This window comes from Ihubacter massiliensis (assembly GCF_024125305.1).
Classification (GTDB): Bacteria; Bacillota; Clostridia; order Peptostreptococcales; family Anaerovoracaceae; genus Hominibacterium; species Hominibacterium faecale.
In genome coordinates this window covers 766,812-784,873 of the sequence record NZ_JAMXVH010000001.1, presented here as the reverse complement: position 1 = coordinate 784,873, position 18,062 = coordinate 766,812, and the positions used below count along the sequence as shown (strand labels likewise).

Genomic DNA, 18,062 nt, shown 5'->3' with positions numbered 1-18,062 from the left:
ATATCCTCCTCGTATCGAACAATTGCATGGGAAAAATAGTATACCATTTTTTTTAAACCAGATCTACTATAAGCTTGTAAAGCACCAATATGTTTGATAGAATTATACAAAGATACCTATGTGACCAAAGTAAATATATCAATTTATTTGACGTGTGCAGTTTAGCTGCAAAGGTAGGCAAGGAGGAAAGGCTATTGGCTACGGAAACAGAAAGTAAACAGGCGAAAGCAGATGAGAGCTCGGATTACGAATATCGTACGTTGATGAGTCTGCTGGGAGTCAGTGTGAGCAAACATCTTCTGGATGAACATTATACGGTCATATGGGCCAATGATTTTTATTATCAGTTGATTGGATGGACAAAAGAGGAATATGAAACCAGGTTTCACAACCATTGTGATCTCTACTATAAAACGGACCCGGAGGAGTGGAACCTATTGGTAAATACGGTTACAAAGGCTTTAGAAACAAAGCAGGAAGGATACCAGCTGGTCAGCCCTATACGTAGAAAAAACGGCGAACGTATCTGGGTAAAATTTTCCACCGCATTTGCAGATGAATATGTAAATGGCTATCAAGTTGCCTATTCAGTCCTCACCAATATTGACGATTTTGTACGAATGCAAAAGGAACAGTCCGTAACATATGATAATCTTCCTGGATTTGTCGCCAAATTTCGAGTGGAAAACGGAGGTTTCGAATTTTTAGAAGCCAACGGGCGTTTTCGTGACTTTTTTGGCAGTGATGGACAGGAATGCCTACCCTACGGCCTCACGAATTATGATACGGAAAAGAATCGTGCAACCTTTCGTCAAAATCTTCCGCTTATGGAAAAGGGAGAACCAGTTCATTTTACCTTGCAGTCTAAAGATCCATCCGGTAAAGATATGTGGATGCAGGTTAACGCTGAGTGCATTGATTGGGTAGATCAATCTCCAATATATCTGGTCATTTACATTGATATCACAGACATAACAGAACAGCGCGAATTGCAAAAGCAATTGGAAGAACGTTCCAAATTGCTCAACGAAGCCCTTCAGGCCGCTGAGAAAGCCAACAAATCCAAATCGGATTTTTTGTCTCGGATGAGTCATGATATTCGAACTCCAATGAATGCGATTATGGGTATGACTGCTATCGCCTCATCCCACATTGATGATAAGGAACGGATTCAAGACTGTCTATCTAAGATTGAAGTTTCTTCAAAACTTCTTCTAAGCCTGATCAATGAAGTCCTGGATATGTCCAAAATTGAAAGCGGACGAATCACAATGGCAGACGAAGAATTCAGTCTGAGTGATATTCTACAGAGCATGATAACCATTATTCATCCCTCAGTTCTGGAAAAACAGCATACTTTTGATATTCATGCTTACCAATTGAAACATGAAAACGTCATAGGCGACCCCCAGCGTATCGAGCAGGTCTTTCTCAATATTCTTTCCAATGCGATTAAATATACGCCGCATAAAGGAAAGATCGTCCTGGATATTAAAGAAAAGCCCTCAAATCGTGATGGTTACGGCTATTATGAATTTATTTTCAAAGACAATGGGTACGGTATGACGCCGGAATTCGTGAAAAAAATCTTCCTGCCTTTTGAGCGTGCGGAAGATGATAATATACATACGATTCAAGGAACGGGCTTGGGAATGGCTATCAGTCAGAATATTGTCCGTATGATGGGAGGCGATATTCAGGTTAGCAGCAGCTATGGACAAGGATCGGTCTTTACCGTAACCATGTATTTAAAACTACAGGAAGAAAAAGAATTTGATCTTAAAATAAAGGCCGTTGCGCCGGTTCTGGTCGTAGATGACGATCAGATTTCTTGTGAAACGACTTGTCAGCGACTGGAGGAACTCGGACTGGACAGTCAGTGGGCCCTTTCCGGAGAAGAAGCGATAAAAATGGCTGCTTCAGCACATCAAGAATCGTTGGATTATCAAGCAATTATCATTGATCTGAAGATGCCGGGAATGGATGGAATTGAAACGGCGCGGCAGATTCGAAAGCGAATAGGAAAACACATTCCTATCATTCTGCTTTCGGCGTATGACTGGACGGAATACGAAGCATCTGCAAAGGCCGCCGGAGTGGATGGTTTTGTAGTGAAGCCGATGCTGCGGTCCAGTCTCGCCTATGCGCTCAAACGTTATGTACTCAAAGAGACGAAAGAGCCGGTCGATCAGTCTCGGTCAAAACTCCGAAAGGGAATTCATACAGGAAAACGTTTGCTTCTAGTAGAGGATAATGATCTGAACCGGGAAATTGCGGTGGAAATTTTGCAGCGAACAGGAGCTCTTGTGGATATCGCACGAAACGGACAGGAAGCAGTCGATATGTTCCAAGCAGCCCTTGAAGACACCTATAGTCTGATCTTTATGGATATCCAAATGCCGGTTATGGGCGGGATTGAAGCCACCCGTATCATCCGCAATCTGAAAAGAGCAGATGCGAAAAAAGTGCCCATCATCGCAATGACGGCGAATGTATTTACAGAAGACATCGCAGAAAGCAAGGCTGCGGGAATGAATGAACATCTGGCCAAGCCTTTGGACCTGGAGCAGATTTATCAGATCATGGAACAATATTTATGCGATGTGGGCCAACAGAGCAAAGAATGATCTTAATTTCCTAAAAGTATCTGGCTATCTGGAGGTTCCTGTAAGATACGATCCTCTATTGCCGGCCTGCAAGGTTGGACAAAAAGACCCGTCGCTGCAATCGTTTTTTGCGGCAACGGGCCTTTTTATCTGCTTTACTAAGGCCGTTCCAGTCTTTTTTCAGCCAGATCTTCGGCAGCCATTTCTGCCACTTTATAATGCATTAATTTTCCGGTGGCTGTGTGAGGAAGTTCGTCTACAAATCGATAAAAGCGCGGACATTTATAAATTGAAAGCATGGGATGCTCCAGGCAGTACATACCCAGTTCTGCCGCTGTAAGACTGCTGTCTGCAGGCACGATGTAGGCAGCTACCGCTTGTTCCCTGAGCCTGTCTGCAACGCCTACAACGGCCGACTCTGCGACCTTTGGGTGCTGATTGAGGATTTCTTCCACCTGTGAAGGATAGATATTTTCTCCGGCAGAAACGATCATATCGTCCTTTCTCCCTACTATAGTAATAAATTGGCTTGCATCCCAGGTGGCCAAATCTCCGGTATACATAAAACCTTTATAAAACTTTTTCTTCATTTCCGAAGGGTTGTTATAATAGCTGTAAGAGGATTTTGCCGGAGAACAAAGAATGACTTCTCCTACATCCTGTCCATCCATATCCGCAAGATCGTCCGGCTCGGCTTTTCGATCGTCATAGACTTTTACGACCCGCACATCATCGTCCGTGCAGGAGCGTCCGGCGCTGCCGGCCATTTCCGGCAGGTCATAAGGACGCAAAAAGGTGTTCCAAAAGGTCTCTGTAGTGCCGTAACCGTTAAAAATATTCGGACTGAGCACCTTATGAAACCGCTGGCAGGCAGCTTTTTCTAGGGGACTGCCCATGGTTACGATCCCTTTCAGGTGGGAAAGATCGACCGGGTTGCGCTCCTGAACCTGTGTCAGCAGCGTCAGAACAGCAGGAACACCGATTAAAAAGGTGATTTCATATTTCTCGGTGTATTTCAGACATTTTTTTGGTGTAAATTCCCGGAGAATGATTACCTCGCCGCCTGCGTAAAGGGTAGGGCAGGGACCGCCGGAATGAAGTCCGCCTCTGTGAAACCACGGTGTCATATTCATTGTCCGGTCCATTGGGGTCAGCGGGAAGTGCATCATAACATCGTGGGCGGACAGCACTTCATTAATATTGTTAAGGGGGACGCCCTTGGGTCTGCTTGTCGTACCTGATGTGTAGAGACGAGTCGTTTCATCATAGATATGAGCCGGTACCGGTAAGAGCGGATTTTCCTCTGATTGATCTTTTACGTAGTCCTCATAGGTGATATGACCGCGGGGAAGTTCCTTTTTATCAGTGCACCCGGTCATAATGAGAATATCCGGCCGGTATGCGCACATGGCAAGGGCCTCCTGAACCATTTCCCGAATTTCCATATCGTAGATAAATACTTTTGGTTTGCTATCGTCAATAGAAAGGGCGGTTTCACCGGGAGCCAGCCGGTAGTTAATCGGGGAGTTGATGGCCCTGATCTTCTGAGGTGCTAGGTAGCAGAATACAAATTCAGCACAATTGGGAAGCTGGTACATAATCACATCGTTTTTCTCAATCCCGTCCTCAATCAGTGCATTTGCCAAGCGATTGACTTCCGAATTTAGCTGCCGATAAGACCATTGCCGCTCCAGTTCAGGATCAAACAGAGCGGGACGGTCTGCGAACCGCGAAACATTACGCATAAATCCATTTAAATAAGTGAACGATGTTTCAAAGGTTTCTTTAAACATCGTTACGTCATAAGTAAAGGACATTGTACTAAAACCTTCTTTCTGATCTTCTATTTTTCATATTTTTTTACAATAATGCTGGAGTTCTGTCCGCCGAAACCCAGCGCATTGGACATGGCGGCATGGATGGCCGATGTCCGCGCCTGGCCCGGAATATAATCCAAATCACATGCTGGGTCAGGAGTCTGATAGCCGCACGTGGGCGGCAGAGTTGCAGTCTGGAGCGCTTTGATACAGGCGATAACTTCAGTAATACCGCCTGCGCCCATCAGGTGTCCGGTCGCGCCTTTTGTCGAACTGACAGGGGGGATATGGCTGCCGAATACGTCTTTGATGGCCTTCGTTTCAATGGGATCCCCCAGAGGAGTGGATGTACCGTGGGCATTGATATAGCCAATCTCTTTCGGCTCCATTTCCGCAAGCTCAAGTGCGCGCTTCATACATGCTACGGCGCCTTTTGCTGATGGGTCGGGAGAAGTAACGTGGTAGCCGTCGGATGTATTTGCATATCCCGCCAGCTCGGCCAAAATATTAGCTCCGCGTGCCCGCGCATGAGTCTCTGTTTCCAGGATCAGCGCTCCGCCGCCTTCGCCCATGATGAATCCGTCTCTGTCAGCATCAAAGGGCCGGCAGGCTTTTTTGGGATTGTCGTTGTTTCTGGATAGCGCTTTTGCCTGGGCCAGACTTCCCAGTACCACCGGGCAGAGGCTGCTTTCACCACCCATCACGACCATAGCATCTGCTTCACCGCAGTGGATAATCATGGCTGCCATGGCCAGCGCATCCCCGCCGGAAGAGCAGGCCGTGTTCAACGTATAGCTGGGGCCGTGGATCCCCTTTGCGATAGATAGCTGGGCTGCGGCCAGATTGCCTAAAATCTTGGGTACGAAGCGTGGGCTGACTTTTTTGGCCTTACCTGCGGTCAGCTCCTCCTGAGTCGCTGCTGTTGTTGCCACTCCATTCATAGCAGTTCCCATGACAATGCCTATCCTGCTGGGCTCTTGCTGTATCGGAAAGGAGCTTTGCTCCAAAGCCTCATCAGCCGCCGCAAACGCGTATTGCTGGAACAGATCCATTTCCCGAATCAGTTTGGGCGATATATAATCTTTCGGGTTAAAGTCTTTTACCTCGGCTGCGATTTGCACGGCCAAATCCTGTGTATCAAAGCGGGTGATGCGATCGATCCCGCAGACTCCTTGTACCAAGTTGTCCCAATAAGTGTCTATACCGGTTCCGATGGGTGTAACAGCTCCCATGCCGGTTATGACTAGTTTTTCTTTCATTTAATTTCCTCCAAGTGTGTAATTACATTCACCATATTTTATCATATTTTTTGTAAAAATCCACAGTCAGGTTGACAAAAAAAGTGGGATTTTATATACTGAATCCGCAAATACAATGATATTACGGAATACAAAGGCGGATGTCCGTGCCGTCTGCAATCAGCCAAACTGAGGGGATGCGCCGGACTGCCGAATGTGAATTAAAATAAAAAGGAAGTGGATGAAATGATTGGAAAAGAAAAGATCGATCGAATCAACGAGCTGGCTAAAAAGCATAAAGAAGAAGGTCTGACGGATGAGGAGCATAAGGAACGAGAATCTTTGCGTCAAGAATATCTGTCAAAGTTTCGTGAAAATTTCAAAGGACATTTGGATCGAATCAAATTTGTAGAGGATATGAGCGAGGAAGAATTGAAGGAATACAACAAAAAGCACAAAAAAAAGATTTGATCGGACGGCGGGAAAAGACAAATTTCCCGCTCTCTTTGTTTTATGATACAAGTATCGAAAAAAACAAAGGGGAGTATACAAATGAAAAAAAAGTATTTTAATTTGCTGGCGATTCCTGCGCTGGCTGTAATCGTTTTCTGTCTGTTCAGCGGTTTTTCCTCACAGGATCCCAAGCATGCAGTTCAGTCATTGATCGACCAGAGGACGATAACGATGCAGAGTTTTTCATTGGGCGAAATTCCTTATCGGGAAGCGGAAAAGCGCCTGCGCCAGATCGAAGATGAAACAATCCTGAAGCAGGATTTGAAAGATCTCGCGGCTGAGGAGACCAGCAGCATATCGAGAGTAAGCTCCGTCAGCTTTGAAGAATTGACTAAGAAGAAACAATTCTTTCAGTACATAACCTATGAGGCGAAGATTGTTTGGGATACTGGGACCTCTACTTCAGAGGGGCTTTATAACGTGGTCATTAAGGAAGAGGACGGCAATTATAAGCTGACCGTATTTGAACCGGCAAAACTTTAAAAAAAGTGTGAATGACGGGAGCACAGTTCCCTATGCACACATGTCGACCTCAAGGGCCGACACTTTGCAAGGTACTTTCTTTGAAACTCCGTCAATATCGATTGCATCGATATTTCCTGTATTATAAAAAAATTTGGCAAAAAGTGTTTAAATGCGGCTGAATATTGGTATAATAGTATATTGTATTGAAAGGAATCGAATTACAAAGGAGTAGAAAATGCGACAGGTTTATTTAGATTATTCAGCAACTACGCCGGTAAAAAAAGAAGTTTTAGATGCGATGCTTCCGTATTTTACCGAGTTCTATGGAAATCCATCCAGTTTATATAGTATAGCAGCAGAATCAAAAGAAGCCCTGGCTGGCGCCAGAAAACAGGTAGCCGAACTTGTGGGAGCAGATGAAAAGGAAATCTTTTTCACATCCTGCGGTACGGAAGCCGATAACTGGGCCGTGATGGGCGCTGCCGATGTGCTGAAGAAAAAGGGAAATCACATAATTACGACGAAGATTGAGCATCACGCGATGCTTCATTCCTGCGAGTTCCTGGAAAAGCACGGATATGACGTTACTTATCTGGATGTGGATTCTGAGGGAAGGGTGAACCCTGCCGATTTGGAAGCGGCCATCACCGACAAGACCATTCTCATCAGCATCATGTTTGTCAACAATGAAGTGGGAACCGTAGAGCCGATCAGGGAACTGGCAGCTATTGCCAAATCTCATCAGATCCTCTTCCATACGGATGCCGTACAGGCGTTGGGAAATATGCCCATCGATGTGAAGGAGCTGGGCGTGGACCTCATGTCCATATCCGCACATAAGATTTACGGACCTAAAGGAGTGGGAGCGCTGTACATCCGCAAAGGTGTAAGGCTTTCCAACTATCTCCACGGCGGAGCCCAGGAAAATAAAAAACGGGCCGGCACGGAGAACCTGGCCGGTATCGTAGGATTCGGTAAAGCGGCTGAACTGGCCCGGATCCACCTGGACGAACATATTCAGCATACATCGTCCCTGCGGAACTACTTGATCCAGCAGGTTCAGGAAAAGATCGACAATGTTTATGTAAACGGATCGATGGAACACAGACATCCGGGCAACGCCAATCTGACCTTCGAATTTATTGAGGGAGAAGCGATGCTCCTTTATCTGGATATGAACGGGATTGCCGTTTCAACCGGCTCTGCCTGCTCATCCGCGTCTCTGACGCCTTCCCATGTGCTGTCGGCCCTGGGAATACCGGTGGAGAAAATCCACGGAACCCTGCGGTTCACCGTAGGCGATATGACGACAAAAGAAGATATCGATTATGTTGTTTCAACCCTGGTAAATGTGGTAAATAAACTTAGAGAAATTTCATCAGTATCGAGCGAGAAAGGGTGGTAAAACATGGCTAACATGTATAATGATAAAGTAATGGATCATTTTATGAATCCGCATAATGTTGGAGAAATTGAAAACGCCGACGGCGTTGGTACTTACGGCAGCCCGGTGTGCGGGGATATGATGCAGATCTCCATTAAGGTGGCGGATGATAAAATAACAGATGCAAAGTTCAAGACCTTTGGCTGCGGATCGGCAATTGCATCCTCCAGTGTGGCAACCGACATGATCATCGGTATGACCATCGATGAAGCTCTCGATCTGACTAACAAACAGATCATCAACGAGCTGGGGGGCCTTCCGGCAGTGAAGATACACTGTTCGGTGCTGGCGGATCATGCGATCAAATCAGCAATCTATGATTACGCTCAGAAAACAGGCAAAACTTATAAAGGTCTGGAAGGCTTCGATCCCAATGCGGACGAGGACGATCATCATGATCTGCCAGAGGAAGAATAAAATGAACGAATCACTGGATAGAAAAAAAGTGATACTTGGATTAAGCGGCGGTGTAGATAGTACAACCGCTGCTTTACTATTAAAGGAAAAAGGCATGGAAGTAACCGGCCTCTATTTTGACGTTTCTTCCGGCAATGAAGAGGGGCGCCGGGCAGCAGAGGCCGCGGCGGATCAGATCGGGATTCCCTTCCTTTACCGCAATGTTCACCAGCTTTTTCAAGACACGGTCATCGATAATTTTTGCAGTGAATACGCGGCAGGGAGAACGCCCAATCCATGTGTGTTCTGCAATCCCACGGTGAAGTTCAAAATTCTCACCCAAGAGGCGGATCGGGCGGGGGCTTTTCACATTGCCACAGGCCATTATGCACGCACTGCTTATAATGCTCAGCTTGGATGGACCGTGCGGCGGGCTGCCAGCGAAAAAAAAGATCAGTCTTACATGCTGTATCGCCTGCCGGCGGAGGTTATCGAACGCCTGCTTCTGCCTCTGGCTTTGATGGAACATAAGGAACAGGCCAGGGAAATCGCCCGACAAAATCATATGAACAACGCTGATCTTAAGGACAGCCAGGAGATTTGCTTTATCGCGGACGACGAAAATTATGCCGACTATATTAAACGACATGGATATTCCATCGAAGAGGGAGACTTTATTGATAAAGAGGGGAATGTCCTTGGGCGCCACAAAGGGCTGATTCACTACACCATCGGACAGAGAAAGGGACTGGGAATTACCTTCGGCAAGCCCGTTTTCGTCACCGCTATGGATCCGGCAGCTAATACAGTGACTCTGGGGGATCACGAGGATCTCTTTTCCCGGGAAGTAATTTGCTCCGGGAGCTTTTTTTCGATGACGGGGAGCAGTTGCATGCCTGAAATTTTGGAAGGGGCCCGGGTAATGGCTAAGATTCGCTATGCGGCAAGACCTGCGCCTGCACAGATCATGACAAAGCCGGACGGCAGGATCCTCACTGTGTTTGATGAAAAACAGAGAGCTGCCACGCCCGGCCAATCGATCGTTTTTTATTTGGATGACTGTGTGGTTGGCGGCGGGTTTATCGAATAGCTGCGGTCTAAGCTGACTATAAAAAAGTTTCCTTTGGAAACGTTATTCGCGCTTCGCGCTCACTTTCACAAGGTAAACTTTTTTGAAATACAGGAAATGCTACGCAATCGATATTTCCTGTATAATAAAATTATTATGTAAACTTAGAACATAATGATCGCTCTCACCGGACACACCGGCGCGCAGTAGCCGCAGGTGAGACAAATCGAAGGATCCACCTGCGCCAGACCGTTTCCGTTTCGGAAAATGGCTTTATTGGGGCAGCGGGTAATACAGGCTCCGCATCCTTCACAATCTCCCTGATCGATGCGGATTCTCTTTTTGGAAACATCAGGAATATAATCCGGATCAATGGTGCCTTCTGCATATTCCACGATTCGATCCACTTCTTCCTTGCTGCCAAAGCCGATCATTATCGAATCAACGCCAGGCAGATCCCGCACATAGTCCAGCGCTTCCAGATAAGAACCGGTGAGGTTTCCGCCGCCGAAGGCTTTCATGGCAAAGACGCCTTTTCCTGCCCTGGCATTGGCTTCAATGGCTGCGGCCATCTCTTCTTTCGTTCCCGGACCGTCTCCCTTTCGAATACCCAGGCTTTTGAAATTGATGAGAGGGAAGAGGACGTCCACTTCGGGAATTGCGGCCATTTTCTCCGCCACATCCACATGGTGAGTAGATACGCCGATGGCCTTCACCAGACCTTTTTCTTTGGCTTCCACCAGACAGCGCCAGGCTCCCGCCCGATCATCCCAATCCGGATCCTGCCGGACTTCGTGAAGCAGAAAGATATCGATATACGCCAGATCCATCTCTTCCAAAGCCTCGTTAATGGCAAATTCCATTTGGCTGTAAGTCAAATCCAGCGATTTGGAGCAGATCACCGGTTTATACGGGGAATCTTTAAGCGCCTGGCGGATATATGGATAGGTTTCATAATATTGAGCAGTATCAAGAAAATTGATTCCCTTTTCCAAAGCATAGCGCAAAACGTTTGCTCCTTCTTCTACCGGCAGATTGAGTTGGGTATTTCCAACGGTCAGTACGCCGAACCCAATGGGTGTTACTTCAATTCCGGTATTCCCTAATTTCTTTTTTTTCATAAAAACCTCCTGAAATCTAAGTTTATAGTAACATAATATCCACAGGTAAGGACATACTAATTTTAAACAAATGAACATACAAGGAGGGACGGAAAATGGGAAAATTTTGCACTGGTGCCGTAGGGATTGGCATTGCCGGCGCGATCATTGGAATGCATATATACATGTTCCTTTCGCCGAGAGACCAGAGACAGATTCACCGAGGCCTGAAAAATGCGGTCGATGATTTGAAAAATATTACGGAAAAGTTAACGGAGGTAGTTTAATGGGTATTTTAGATGATATGGAAAAAGATAAGGTCTGGAATCATATGGATGATATGAAGATTTTAGGAATGACCAGAGAAGATTTGGATGATGATGACAACATCATTGAAGAGTTGAGAGAAAAGGAAAAGGCTCAATCAAAACAGGAAAAATAAAACGGTTTTCTTTGAGGAAAAAGGCTGGTTCTGCGGACCGGCCCTTTTTATGGTAGTTTTTGTTTACATAAGAACAGGCAGCGGTATATAATAGGAACAGAGCAATTCATATTTGGCGGACACAGGTGAAATTTATGGAGCGACTTGTAGTTTTTCTGGGCGCCGGCGCATCAAAAAGCGATGGGGCACCCCTTCAGAAAGAATTATTCCGGGCCTATATGGAATCGATGGATGAATCCCGGGAGATTCAAACGCGGTACGATGAGAAGAATCCATTTTATAAAAACGTGAAAATGGATCTTTTTACGTTTTTTGATGGTTACTTTGGAATTGATTTGGGCTGCTCCAAACCCATGCTTTTCCCGTCTTTTGAGGAGGCTCTGGGTATTCTTGAGGTGGAAGGCAGCTATGCCGGAAGCGGGAAAGTCAGGAAATACAAGGATGCCATTGTTGCCAGCATGGCCCTTGCCATCGAATCCCAGCTCGAACATAAGCGAAATGAAGATAATTATCAGATTATCGATAGTTATCATAAGCAGCTGGTGGAAAATCTCTGCGACCGCAGCGGGCGTCAGGTGGATTTTTTGTCCACCAATTACGATCTCCTTGCGGATAACGCATTGTTTTCACAAAGGAGAATCATCAATTATGGCTTTTCACGCCAAGGACACGGGATTAGGCTGCTCAAGCTGCATGGTTCCATGAACTGGCTCTACTGCACCCAATGCGGATGTATCCAAGTGAAAGAAGCGGCGGATATTTCCGCCAACAACCTGCTGGATTTTAACGCCCATAAATGTGAAAAATGCGGCAGTCAACAGACGTCGGTAATTATTCCGCCCACCTATTTTAAAAATTTCGTCCAGTACGGCGACAATATCCGCCGCGTTTGGGAAAATGCTTATGAAGCTCTTGTCAACGCGGACCACATTGTGATCTGCGGCTATTCCTTTCCCCATGCAGACATACATATAAAAACCCTGCTGAAAAAAAGCGAGCAAGGCAGAATGCGTCCAGAGCCGTTAAAAGTCTCTGTCTTCAACGGTTATGAAGGAAAATCCATTGAAGAAATGGAAAAAGAAGAATCCCGTTATCTGCGGTTTCTTCGAAAAGATACGATTTTGAATTATCGGGGAGATGTTCCCTTTGAAGCTTTTGCCCGGGCGCCGAGGCAATATATGGATTAAACCGAGGAGGTTATAAAAGATGAACGTAACAGAAGCAATTCGCAGCAGACGCAGCATTCGCAAATATAAAAAGGGCGTGGTCATTCCCCAGGAGCATTTTCAGCTGATGCTGGAAGCGGCTATGATGGCTCCCAGCGCCGGAAATACCAGACCTTGGGAATTCCTGGTTGTGGAAAACCGTGGGATCCTAGAGAAACTTACGGAAATAAATCCATATGCCAGAATGCTCAGGACCGCGTCCGCAGCCATTGTGATTTGCGCAAAACCGGAGCTGCAAACCGGAATCTGTTCCGGCTTCTGGCCTCAGGACTGCGGGGCGGCGGCGGAAAACCTGATCCTTCAGGCAGAAGATCTTGGTTACGGCACTTGCTGGTGCGGCATGTATCCGATCCAGCACCGGGTGGAGAAAGCCCAAGCACTGCTGCGGGTGACCAGCATTCCGTATGCCCTTATCGCCGTGGGGGTTCCTGATCAGGCTCCTGAAGCGAGAGGTTTTTTTGATCCGTCGCGGGTAAGGTATATAAAATGAAAGGGAAACTGTTAGCGGGCATCATGGCCCTGATGATGTGTTTTTCCCCAGTTGCGTCCTTCGCAGCTTCTTCCTGGGAAACAGGCTCAAAAGACAGCAAAGAGCCGCATTATAAAGAAGGGGAAGCCATCGTCCTTCTCAAAGATACACAAGGGGGCATGAGCCGCAGGGCGGCCGCCGCTTCGCTGGATGTGGATGGCATCCAGGTAGCTGACACCTGTAATTTCAAACATGCTGCGAAAGAACCATCCGACCAAAGCCCGTCCGCAGCAAAAAAAAAGCGCGGCGCAAAAAACAACGACCATCGCCCTGGTGCGTTCAGAGAAGCTCTCTACGGAACAACTGCTGGAAAACCTAAAAGCCAGCGGCCAAGTAGAAATCGCCGCGCCCAATTACCAGTTAAAAGCCTGCAAAATGCCGGGTGACCCCTATGTAACATCCCAGTGGGCCCTAAAGAATACCGGCCAGAGCGACGGCACCCCCGGCGCTGATCTGCACCCGGAAAGACTATGGGATAAAGGGACAACGGGAAGCTCTAAGGTGGTAGCCGTCGTCGACACCGGGATAGATTATACCCATGAAGACCTCATAAGCAATATGTGGGTCAATCCTCATCAGGACAAGCTGCCGGGGAAATACGGATATGATTTTGTCAGCGAAGACGCCGAGCCAATGGACGACAATGGGCATGGGACGCACTGTTCGGGTATCATTGGAGCCTCAGGGAATAATGGCGTGGGCATCAGCGGCATCAACCAGAAGATCAAACTTATGGCCTTGAAAATGCTGGATGACGATGGATACGGCGAGCTTTACAATGCGCTGCGTGCCTATTGGTACATCAGCGACGTTCAGGATCTGGGCGTTGACGTGGCGGCGATCAACAATTCCTATACTGAGATCCCTGAGGACTATACCCCGCCAGATGCCCCTAAAATAAAGGCAATGAACCAACTGTTTAAAAGGGTAATGGATATTACCGGGGAAAAGGGCGCCGTCTCTTTCTGCTGCGCCGGAAACGACAGCGAGGATAATGACCGCGGGCTAATTTCCCCTGCCGGCGCGGACAGCCCATACAACATCGCCGTTGCCGCCAGCGATCCTTCCGGGGATTTGGCCCCTTATTCCAATTACGGGAAAACGTCGGTCGATCTGGCGGCACCGGGATCTTATATTTTATCGACAATCAACGAACCTTCCTTTACTCCCGGTATCTACACGCCTGCGCAGCGAGCGCAGCTCTGCGATGAATTTGCCGACTATGAGGAGAAAGACAGTCTGGAGCCGGGAAAATGGGGTGTGCCGAAAAACACGAATCCTTCAATCAACTATACTTATACCCTGGATCAAGCGCATTTTTTCAACACCGGGAAACAGTCGTTGAAATTACAGTTTACCGATGTAACAAAAGGCTTAGCTTTTCTTCAAATTCCATACACGCTAAAGGAGAAGGTCGGTCAGGTCGGGACGACCTATGCCAGCTTGGCGATCCGTGGTGGTCTGTCGAAAAGTGGACAGCCGTCTAGTATCCTGGTTTTAGACATGGGGTAAATATACATTTATGTATGGCACCTCCATGGCAGCCCCTCATGCCGCCGGTGCCGCAGCCCTGATTGCCGCCTGCAATCCTGACCTCTCTGCCCTGGAAGTTGCAGAAACAGTCAAAAAGAGTGTGCGGAAAACCGATTCCCTGGCAGGTAAGGTCGCCTCCGGCGGGGTCTTGGATCTAGCCAAACTCACCATACCGCAGGCCGTTTATTCGGTAAAGCTGAGTAAAACCTCCGCCAAAATAAAAAAAGGCGCTTCCTTTACCTTAAAGGCAGCCGTGTCCCCATCCAATGCAACAGAAAAAGGCGTCACCTGGAAAACGTCCAACAGCAAAATTGCAACTGTGGACCAAAAGGGAAAGGTCCTTGCAAAAGGTTATGGGAAAGCTTACATTACCGTCGTTTCCAAAGACAGAGGCGGCAAATCAGCCCGCTGCGCGGTGACGACATGCTATTCCATCCGCTATAAAACCGGCGGCGGCAGGCTGGCGAAAAACAGCCCTGACCTTTACTACAACGAGAAAGTATCGCTGAAAAAACCGGCGAGAGCCGGGTACAGCTTTCAAGGCTGGTATACGGACAAACGTTTGAAACATAAAATTACGGTAATCAAAAAAGGCGCAGAAAAGAATTATACCCTTTACGCCAAATGGAACAAAGTAAAGGTCGGGAAAACGTATATCAAACGGATCAGCAAAAAGAGAAGCACAAAGATGATGCTGTCCTATAACAAAGTCCGTGGTGCGGACGGCTACCAGATCAAATATTCCCGGTCGAAAACCTTTAAAAAGAGCAGTTATGCCAATGCCAAATCCACCAAAAAGACCATAAAAGGCTTGAAAAAGGACACCCGTTATTATGTGAAGGTCCGGGCTTACAAATACGATTCGGCAAAGAAGAAAGTCTATGGAAAATACAGCGCCCCGGTACACATAAGATAGCGCGCAGCCTTGAATCCGCACTGCAATTGTGCTATAATTACGGGTAATTGTTTAATAAATGCAGGAGGAAACATTATAATGGAAAAGTTGGGACTTAATCAAATCAGAGAAGCCTTTCAAAGCTTCTATGAGACTAAAGGTCACTATAAAAGAAAAAGCTTCTCTCTTATCCCGGAGAACGATAAGAGCTTACTTTTAATAAATTCAGGAATGGCGCCGCTTAAACCTTATTTTTCGGGTCTTGAGAATCCGCCGTCCAAAAGAATGACCACTTGTCAGAAATGTTTGCGGACAGGTGATATTGAGAACGTGGGATATACGTCACGCCACGGCACTTTCTTTGAGATGCTGGGCAGCTTCTCTTTCGGCGATTATTTCAAAGTGGAATCCATCACCTGGGGCTGGGAATTCATGACAAAGGTTTTGGATTTGCCGGTGGATCGTCTGTGGGTCTCCGTCTTTGAAGAAGATGACGACGCATATGATATTTGGAAAGATATTGTCGGTTTTCCGGAAGAACGAATCGTTCGCCTGGGAAAAGATGATAATTTCTGGGAAATCGGGACAGGACCCTGCGGTCCTTGTTCTGAGATTTACTACGATCGAGGAGAAGAATACGGATGTGATAATCCGGACTGTAAACCGGGCTGCGACTGCGACCGCTATATCGAGTTCTGGAACCATGTATTCACACAATTTTCCAAAGATGAGGACGGCAATTATACGGATCTGGCCCATCCTAATATCGATACGGGCATGGGGCTGGAACGGCTGGCTACTATCATGCAGGGCGTTGACTCGATCTTCGATATTGATACGGTCCGTTTTGTTTTGGATGGAGTCGTGGAAAAAGCAGGCGTTAAATATGAAAATGGACAAGCACCGACAGACGTTTCAATTCGCATCATTACCGACCATCTTCGTTCGATTACGTTTATGATCGCTGACGGTATCATACCGAGCAATGAAGGCAGGGGATATGTCTTGAGGCGGCTGCTAAGGCGTGCGGCCCGCCATGGGAGGCTGCTGGGAATTGAGGGATCATTCCTGGCCGATCTGTGCGGCAGAGTTATAGAGATTTCCGGCAAAGCATATCCTGAATTGGAAGAAAAACGCGTATATATTAAAAAAGTCATAACCATTGAAGAAGATAAATTCAGCAGTACCATTGATCAGGGAACCAGCATTATCACAGACTATGTAAAGGAAATGAAGGCGAACGGCCAGACTATCTTGGACGGCGAAAAGGTGTTCAAGCTTCACGACACTTACGGCTTCCCTCTGGAGCTGACTCAAGAAATACTGGAAGAGCAGGGCTGCCAAGCGGATGTGGAAGGCTTTAATAAGCATATGGAACATCAGAAGGAACTGGCTCGGGCGGCTCAGAGGTCAAAAGAAGATGCCGGATGGGAAGAGGCTTCAACAGAATTTGTTTTCGAAGGGAGCACGGAATTTACCGGTTACGATACCGTTGTTGATACCGGGAGGATTAAAGCTATGTTTTGGGAGCAAAAGCCGGTTAGCTGCCTGAAAGAGGGCGAAATCTGCAGAATTGCTCTCGATAAAACTCCGTTTTATGCAGAAAGCGGCGGTCAGGCCGGAGATTTTGGTATTATATATAATGATACCTTTGCCGGAGAGGTTCTGGAGGTCATCAAATTCCAGAATGTTTTCGCTCATAAAATCAAAGGCTTAAAAGGTGAGCTGAGAACAGGCGACGAGGTAAACTGCTTGGTTTCCGCACCTAATCGGAATAATACCGCACGGAACCATACCGCTACCCATCTGCTTCATAAAGCTTTGAAAGAAGTGCTGGGCGATCATGTACAACAGGCAGGATCCAGTGTTACAGCCAGCGGACTCCGTTTTGACTTTAATCACTTCGAAGCATTGACTTCGGAAGAATTAACAAAGGTTGAAGAAATCATAAACGATAAGATCAGCCATTTTATTCCTGTTTCAACTAAGGAAATGGCACTGAAAGAAGCAGCTAAAGAAGGTGCAGTAGGACTTTTCGGCGAGAAGTACGGCGATGTGGTAAGAGTTGTATCTATCGGTGATTACAGCAAGGAGCTGTGCGGCGGCACCCACGTTGCCAATACCGGTCAGATCGGCGCATTGAAGATTGTTTCCGAATCAGGCGTAGCCGCTGGTGTTCGCCGAATTGAAGCAATTACAGGTGCCGCGCTCTTGGAGAGAATCAACGAAACGGAGCAGACCATCGCCGAAGCAGCAGTCGTCTTAAAAACCAATCCTTCCGGACTTTTGGCAAAGCTCTCAAATTTGACTGAAGAAATCAAGTCAGTCAAAAAGGAGTTGGAGGAGTTCAAAAAGAATGCAATTGGAAATGCAATGGACAAGATGTTCGATGATGCCAAAGAGGTCAATGGGGTGACGTTAATCGCAAGAGCTTTCAAAGATTACACGATTCAGGATCTTCGCGGACTTTCCGATGATATCAAAGCCGAACACAAAAATGTAGCAATGGTATTTGCTGCACAAAACGGCGAAAAAGTTACTTTCCTGGTTTCTCTGACAGATGATCTTTTGGATAAGGGCTATCACGCAGGAAAAATGATCAAGCAGATTGCTGCGGCTGCAGGCGGCGGCGGCGGCGGTAAAGCCGATATGGCTCAGGCGGGGGCAAAGGATCCTTCCAAGATTAAGGATGCCTTTGCAGTTGCAGAAAGCCTGCTGTAAAGCATTTGATTTCATCTGGCTCTTTAATATTTGCCGCAGCGGCGGGCCCTTGCACTGCGGCAATGTTA

At 46.9% G+C, this 18,062-nt stretch carries 17 protein-coding genes; 13 read left to right on the top strand and 4 right to left on the bottom strand.

What is annotated here, in order from left to right; translation table 11 throughout:
- Positions 1–194: 194 nt before the first annotated feature.
- The gene (locus tag NIA71_RS03540) at positions 195–2,627 is read left to right on the top strand and encodes a response regulator (protein ID WP_227755155.1); all 2,433 of its coding nucleotides are present in this window, start codon (positions 195–197) and stop codon (positions 2,625–2,627) included.
- A 137-nt stretch (positions 2,628–2,764) separates the two neighbouring features.
- On the opposite strand, the gene NIA71_RS03535 is transcribed toward NIA71_RS03540, so the two are convergent.
- Both NIA71_RS03535 and fabF read right to left on the bottom strand, forming a co-directional pair.
- On the bottom strand, positions 2,765–4,423 hold the full coding sequence (locus NIA71_RS03535; RefSeq protein WP_227755156.1) for a class I adenylate-forming enzyme family protein: 1,659 nt from the start codon (positions 4,421–4,423) through the stop codon (positions 2,765–2,767).
- A 26-nt stretch (positions 4,424–4,449) separates the two neighbouring features.
- A complete protein-coding gene (gene fabF, locus NIA71_RS03530; RefSeq protein WP_148395211.1) occupies positions 4,450–5,682 on the bottom strand; it encodes a beta-ketoacyl-ACP synthase II in 1,233 nt (410 codons plus the stop codon).
- 225 nt (positions 5,683–5,907) lie between these two features.
- Between fabF and NIA71_RS03525 the strand changes: the two genes are divergently transcribed.
- From NIA71_RS03525 to mnmA, 5 genes are all read left to right on the top strand, one after another.
- Entirely contained in the window at positions 5,908–6,132 is a 225-nt protein-coding gene (locus NIA71_RS03525; RefSeq protein ID WP_148395210.1) for a DUF896 domain-containing protein, read from the top strand.
- A gap of 81 nt (positions 6,133–6,213) precedes the next feature.
- On the top strand, positions 6,214–6,657 hold the full coding sequence (locus NIA71_RS03520; protein WP_148395209.1) for a hypothetical protein: 444 nt from the start codon (positions 6,214–6,216) through the stop codon (positions 6,655–6,657).
- 217 nt (positions 6,658–6,874) lie between these two features.
- Complete coding sequence (gene nifS / locus NIA71_RS03515; RefSeq protein ID WP_148395208.1) at positions 6,875–8,044, top strand: cysteine desulfurase NifS; 1,170 nt, start codon at positions 6,875–6,877, stop codon at positions 8,042–8,044.
- 12 nt (positions 8,045–8,056) lie between these two features.
- Complete coding sequence (gene nifU / locus NIA71_RS03510) at positions 8,057–8,500, top strand: Fe-S cluster assembly scaffold protein NifU (protein ID WP_148395354.1); 444 nt, start codon at positions 8,057–8,059, stop codon at positions 8,498–8,500.
- Between the two features lies 1 nt (position 8,501).
- Positions 8,502–9,569, top strand: a complete 1,068-nt coding sequence (gene mnmA / locus NIA71_RS03505; RefSeq protein ID WP_253019686.1) for a tRNA 2-thiouridine(34) synthase MnmA — start codon at positions 8,502–8,504, stop codon at positions 9,567–9,569.
- Positions 9,570–9,712: 143 nt separating this feature from the next.
- Here mnmA and NIA71_RS03500 read toward each other — a convergent pair whose 3' ends face one another.
- Positions 9,713–10,669, bottom strand: coding sequence for an aldo/keto reductase (locus tag NIA71_RS03500; protein WP_227755158.1), 957 nt, complete (start codon positions 10,667–10,669; stop codon positions 9,713–9,715).
- A 95-nt stretch (positions 10,670–10,764) separates the two neighbouring features.
- On the opposite strand from NIA71_RS03500, the gene NIA71_RS03495 reads away from it, so the two are divergent.
- From NIA71_RS03495 to NIA71_RS03480, 4 genes are all read left to right on the top strand, one after another.
- The gene (locus tag NIA71_RS03495; protein ID WP_227755159.1) at positions 10,765–10,935 is read left to right on the top strand and encodes a hypothetical protein; all 171 of its coding nucleotides are present in this window, start codon (positions 10,765–10,767) and stop codon (positions 10,933–10,935) included.
- Complete coding sequence (locus NIA71_RS03490; RefSeq protein ID WP_227755160.1) at positions 10,935–11,090, top strand: hypothetical protein; 156 nt, start codon at positions 10,935–10,937, stop codon at positions 11,088–11,090. Before NIA71_RS03495 ends, NIA71_RS03490 begins: the two co-directional genes overlap by 1 nt.
- A 134-nt stretch (positions 11,091–11,224) precedes the next feature.
- Positions 11,225–12,277, top strand: a complete 1,053-nt coding sequence (locus NIA71_RS03485) for a Sir2 family NAD-dependent protein deacetylase (protein WP_148395205.1) — start codon at positions 11,225–11,227, stop codon at positions 12,275–12,277.
- Between the two features lie 19 nt (positions 12,278–12,296).
- A complete protein-coding gene (locus tag NIA71_RS03480) occupies positions 12,297–12,806 on the top strand; it encodes a nitroreductase family protein (RefSeq protein WP_148395204.1) in 510 nt (169 codons plus the stop codon).
- 86 nt (positions 12,807–12,892) lie between these two features.
- On the opposite strand, the gene NIA71_RS03475 is transcribed toward NIA71_RS03480, so the two are convergent.
- Positions 12,893–13,039, bottom strand: coding sequence for a hypothetical protein (locus tag NIA71_RS03475; protein WP_253019685.1), 147 nt, complete (start codon positions 13,037–13,039; stop codon positions 12,893–12,895).
- Between NIA71_RS03475 and NIA71_RS03470 the strand changes: the two genes are divergently transcribed.
- From NIA71_RS03470 to alaS, 3 genes are all read left to right on the top strand, one after another.
- A complete protein-coding gene (locus NIA71_RS03470) occupies positions 13,038–14,357 on the top strand; it encodes a S8 family serine peptidase (protein WP_253019684.1) in 1,320 nt (439 codons plus the stop codon). The genes NIA71_RS03475 and NIA71_RS03470 overlap by 2 nt on opposite strands.
- 10 nt (positions 14,358–14,367) lie before the next feature.
- Positions 14,368–15,294 (top strand): Ig-like domain-containing protein, encoded by a 927-nt coding sequence (locus NIA71_RS03465; protein WP_148395202.1) that lies wholly within the window; start codon positions 14,368–14,370, stop codon positions 15,292–15,294.
- Positions 15,295–15,372: 78 nt separating this feature from the next.
- Positions 15,373–17,994, top strand: coding sequence for an alanine--tRNA ligase (gene alaS / locus NIA71_RS03460; protein ID WP_148395201.1), 2,622 nt, complete (start codon positions 15,373–15,375; stop codon positions 17,992–17,994).
- Positions 17,995–18,062: the final 68 nt, after the last annotated feature.

Excerpts from the sequence above, each read along its gene's own strand:
- NIA71_RS03480 (WP_148395204.1), top strand. The coding sequence starts at position 12,297 with ATGAACGTAACAGAAGCAATTCGCAGCAGACGCAGCATTCGCAAATAT.
- NIA71_RS03485 (WP_148395205.1), top strand. The coding sequence starts at position 11,225 with ATGGAGCGACTTGTAGTTTTTCTGGGCGCCGGCGCATCAAAAAGCGAT.
- NIA71_RS03500 (WP_227755158.1), bottom strand. The coding sequence starts at position 10,669 with ATGAAAAAAAAGAAATTAGGGAATACCGGAATTGAAGTAACACCCATT.
- NIA71_RS03475 (WP_253019685.1), bottom strand. The coding sequence starts at position 13,039 with ATGTTTGAAATTACAGGTGTCAGCTACCTGGATGCCATCCACATCCAG.
- nifU (WP_148395354.1), top strand. The coding sequence starts at position 8,057 with ATGTATAATGATAAAGTAATGGATCATTTTATGAATCCGCATAATGTT.
- NIA71_RS03490 (WP_227755160.1), top strand. The coding sequence starts at position 10,935 with ATGGGTATTTTAGATGATATGGAAAAAGATAAGGTCTGGAATCATATG.
- nifS (WP_148395208.1), top strand. The coding sequence starts at position 6,875 with ATGCGACAGGTTTATTTAGATTATTCAGCAACTACGCCGGTAAAAAAA.
- NIA71_RS03465 (WP_148395202.1), top strand. The coding sequence starts at position 14,368 with ATGTATGGCACCTCCATGGCAGCCCCTCATGCCGCCGGTGCCGCAGCC.
- NIA71_RS03520 (WP_148395209.1), top strand. The coding sequence starts at position 6,214 with ATGAAAAAAAAGTATTTTAATTTGCTGGCGATTCCTGCGCTGGCTGTA.
- NIA71_RS03495 (WP_227755159.1), top strand. The coding sequence starts at position 10,765 with ATGGGAAAATTTTGCACTGGTGCCGTAGGGATTGGCATTGCCGGCGCG.
- alaS (WP_148395201.1), top strand. The coding sequence starts at position 15,373 with ATGGAAAAGTTGGGACTTAATCAAATCAGAGAAGCCTTTCAAAGCTTC.
- mnmA (WP_253019686.1), top strand. The coding sequence starts at position 8,502 with ATGAACGAATCACTGGATAGAAAAAAAGTGATACTTGGATTAAGCGGC.
- fabF (WP_148395211.1), bottom strand. The coding sequence starts at position 5,682 with ATGAAAGAAAAACTAGTCATAACCGGCATGGGAGCTGTTACACCCATC.
- NIA71_RS03525 (WP_148395210.1), top strand. The coding sequence starts at position 5,908 with ATGATTGGAAAAGAAAAGATCGATCGAATCAACGAGCTGGCTAAAAAG.
- NIA71_RS03470 (WP_253019684.1), top strand. The coding sequence starts at position 13,038 with ATGCTGCGAAAGAACCATCCGACCAAAGCCCGTCCGCAGCAAAAAAAA.
- NIA71_RS03535 (WP_227755156.1), bottom strand. The coding sequence starts at position 4,423 with ATGTCCTTTACTTATGACGTAACGATGTTTAAAGAAACCTTTGAAACA.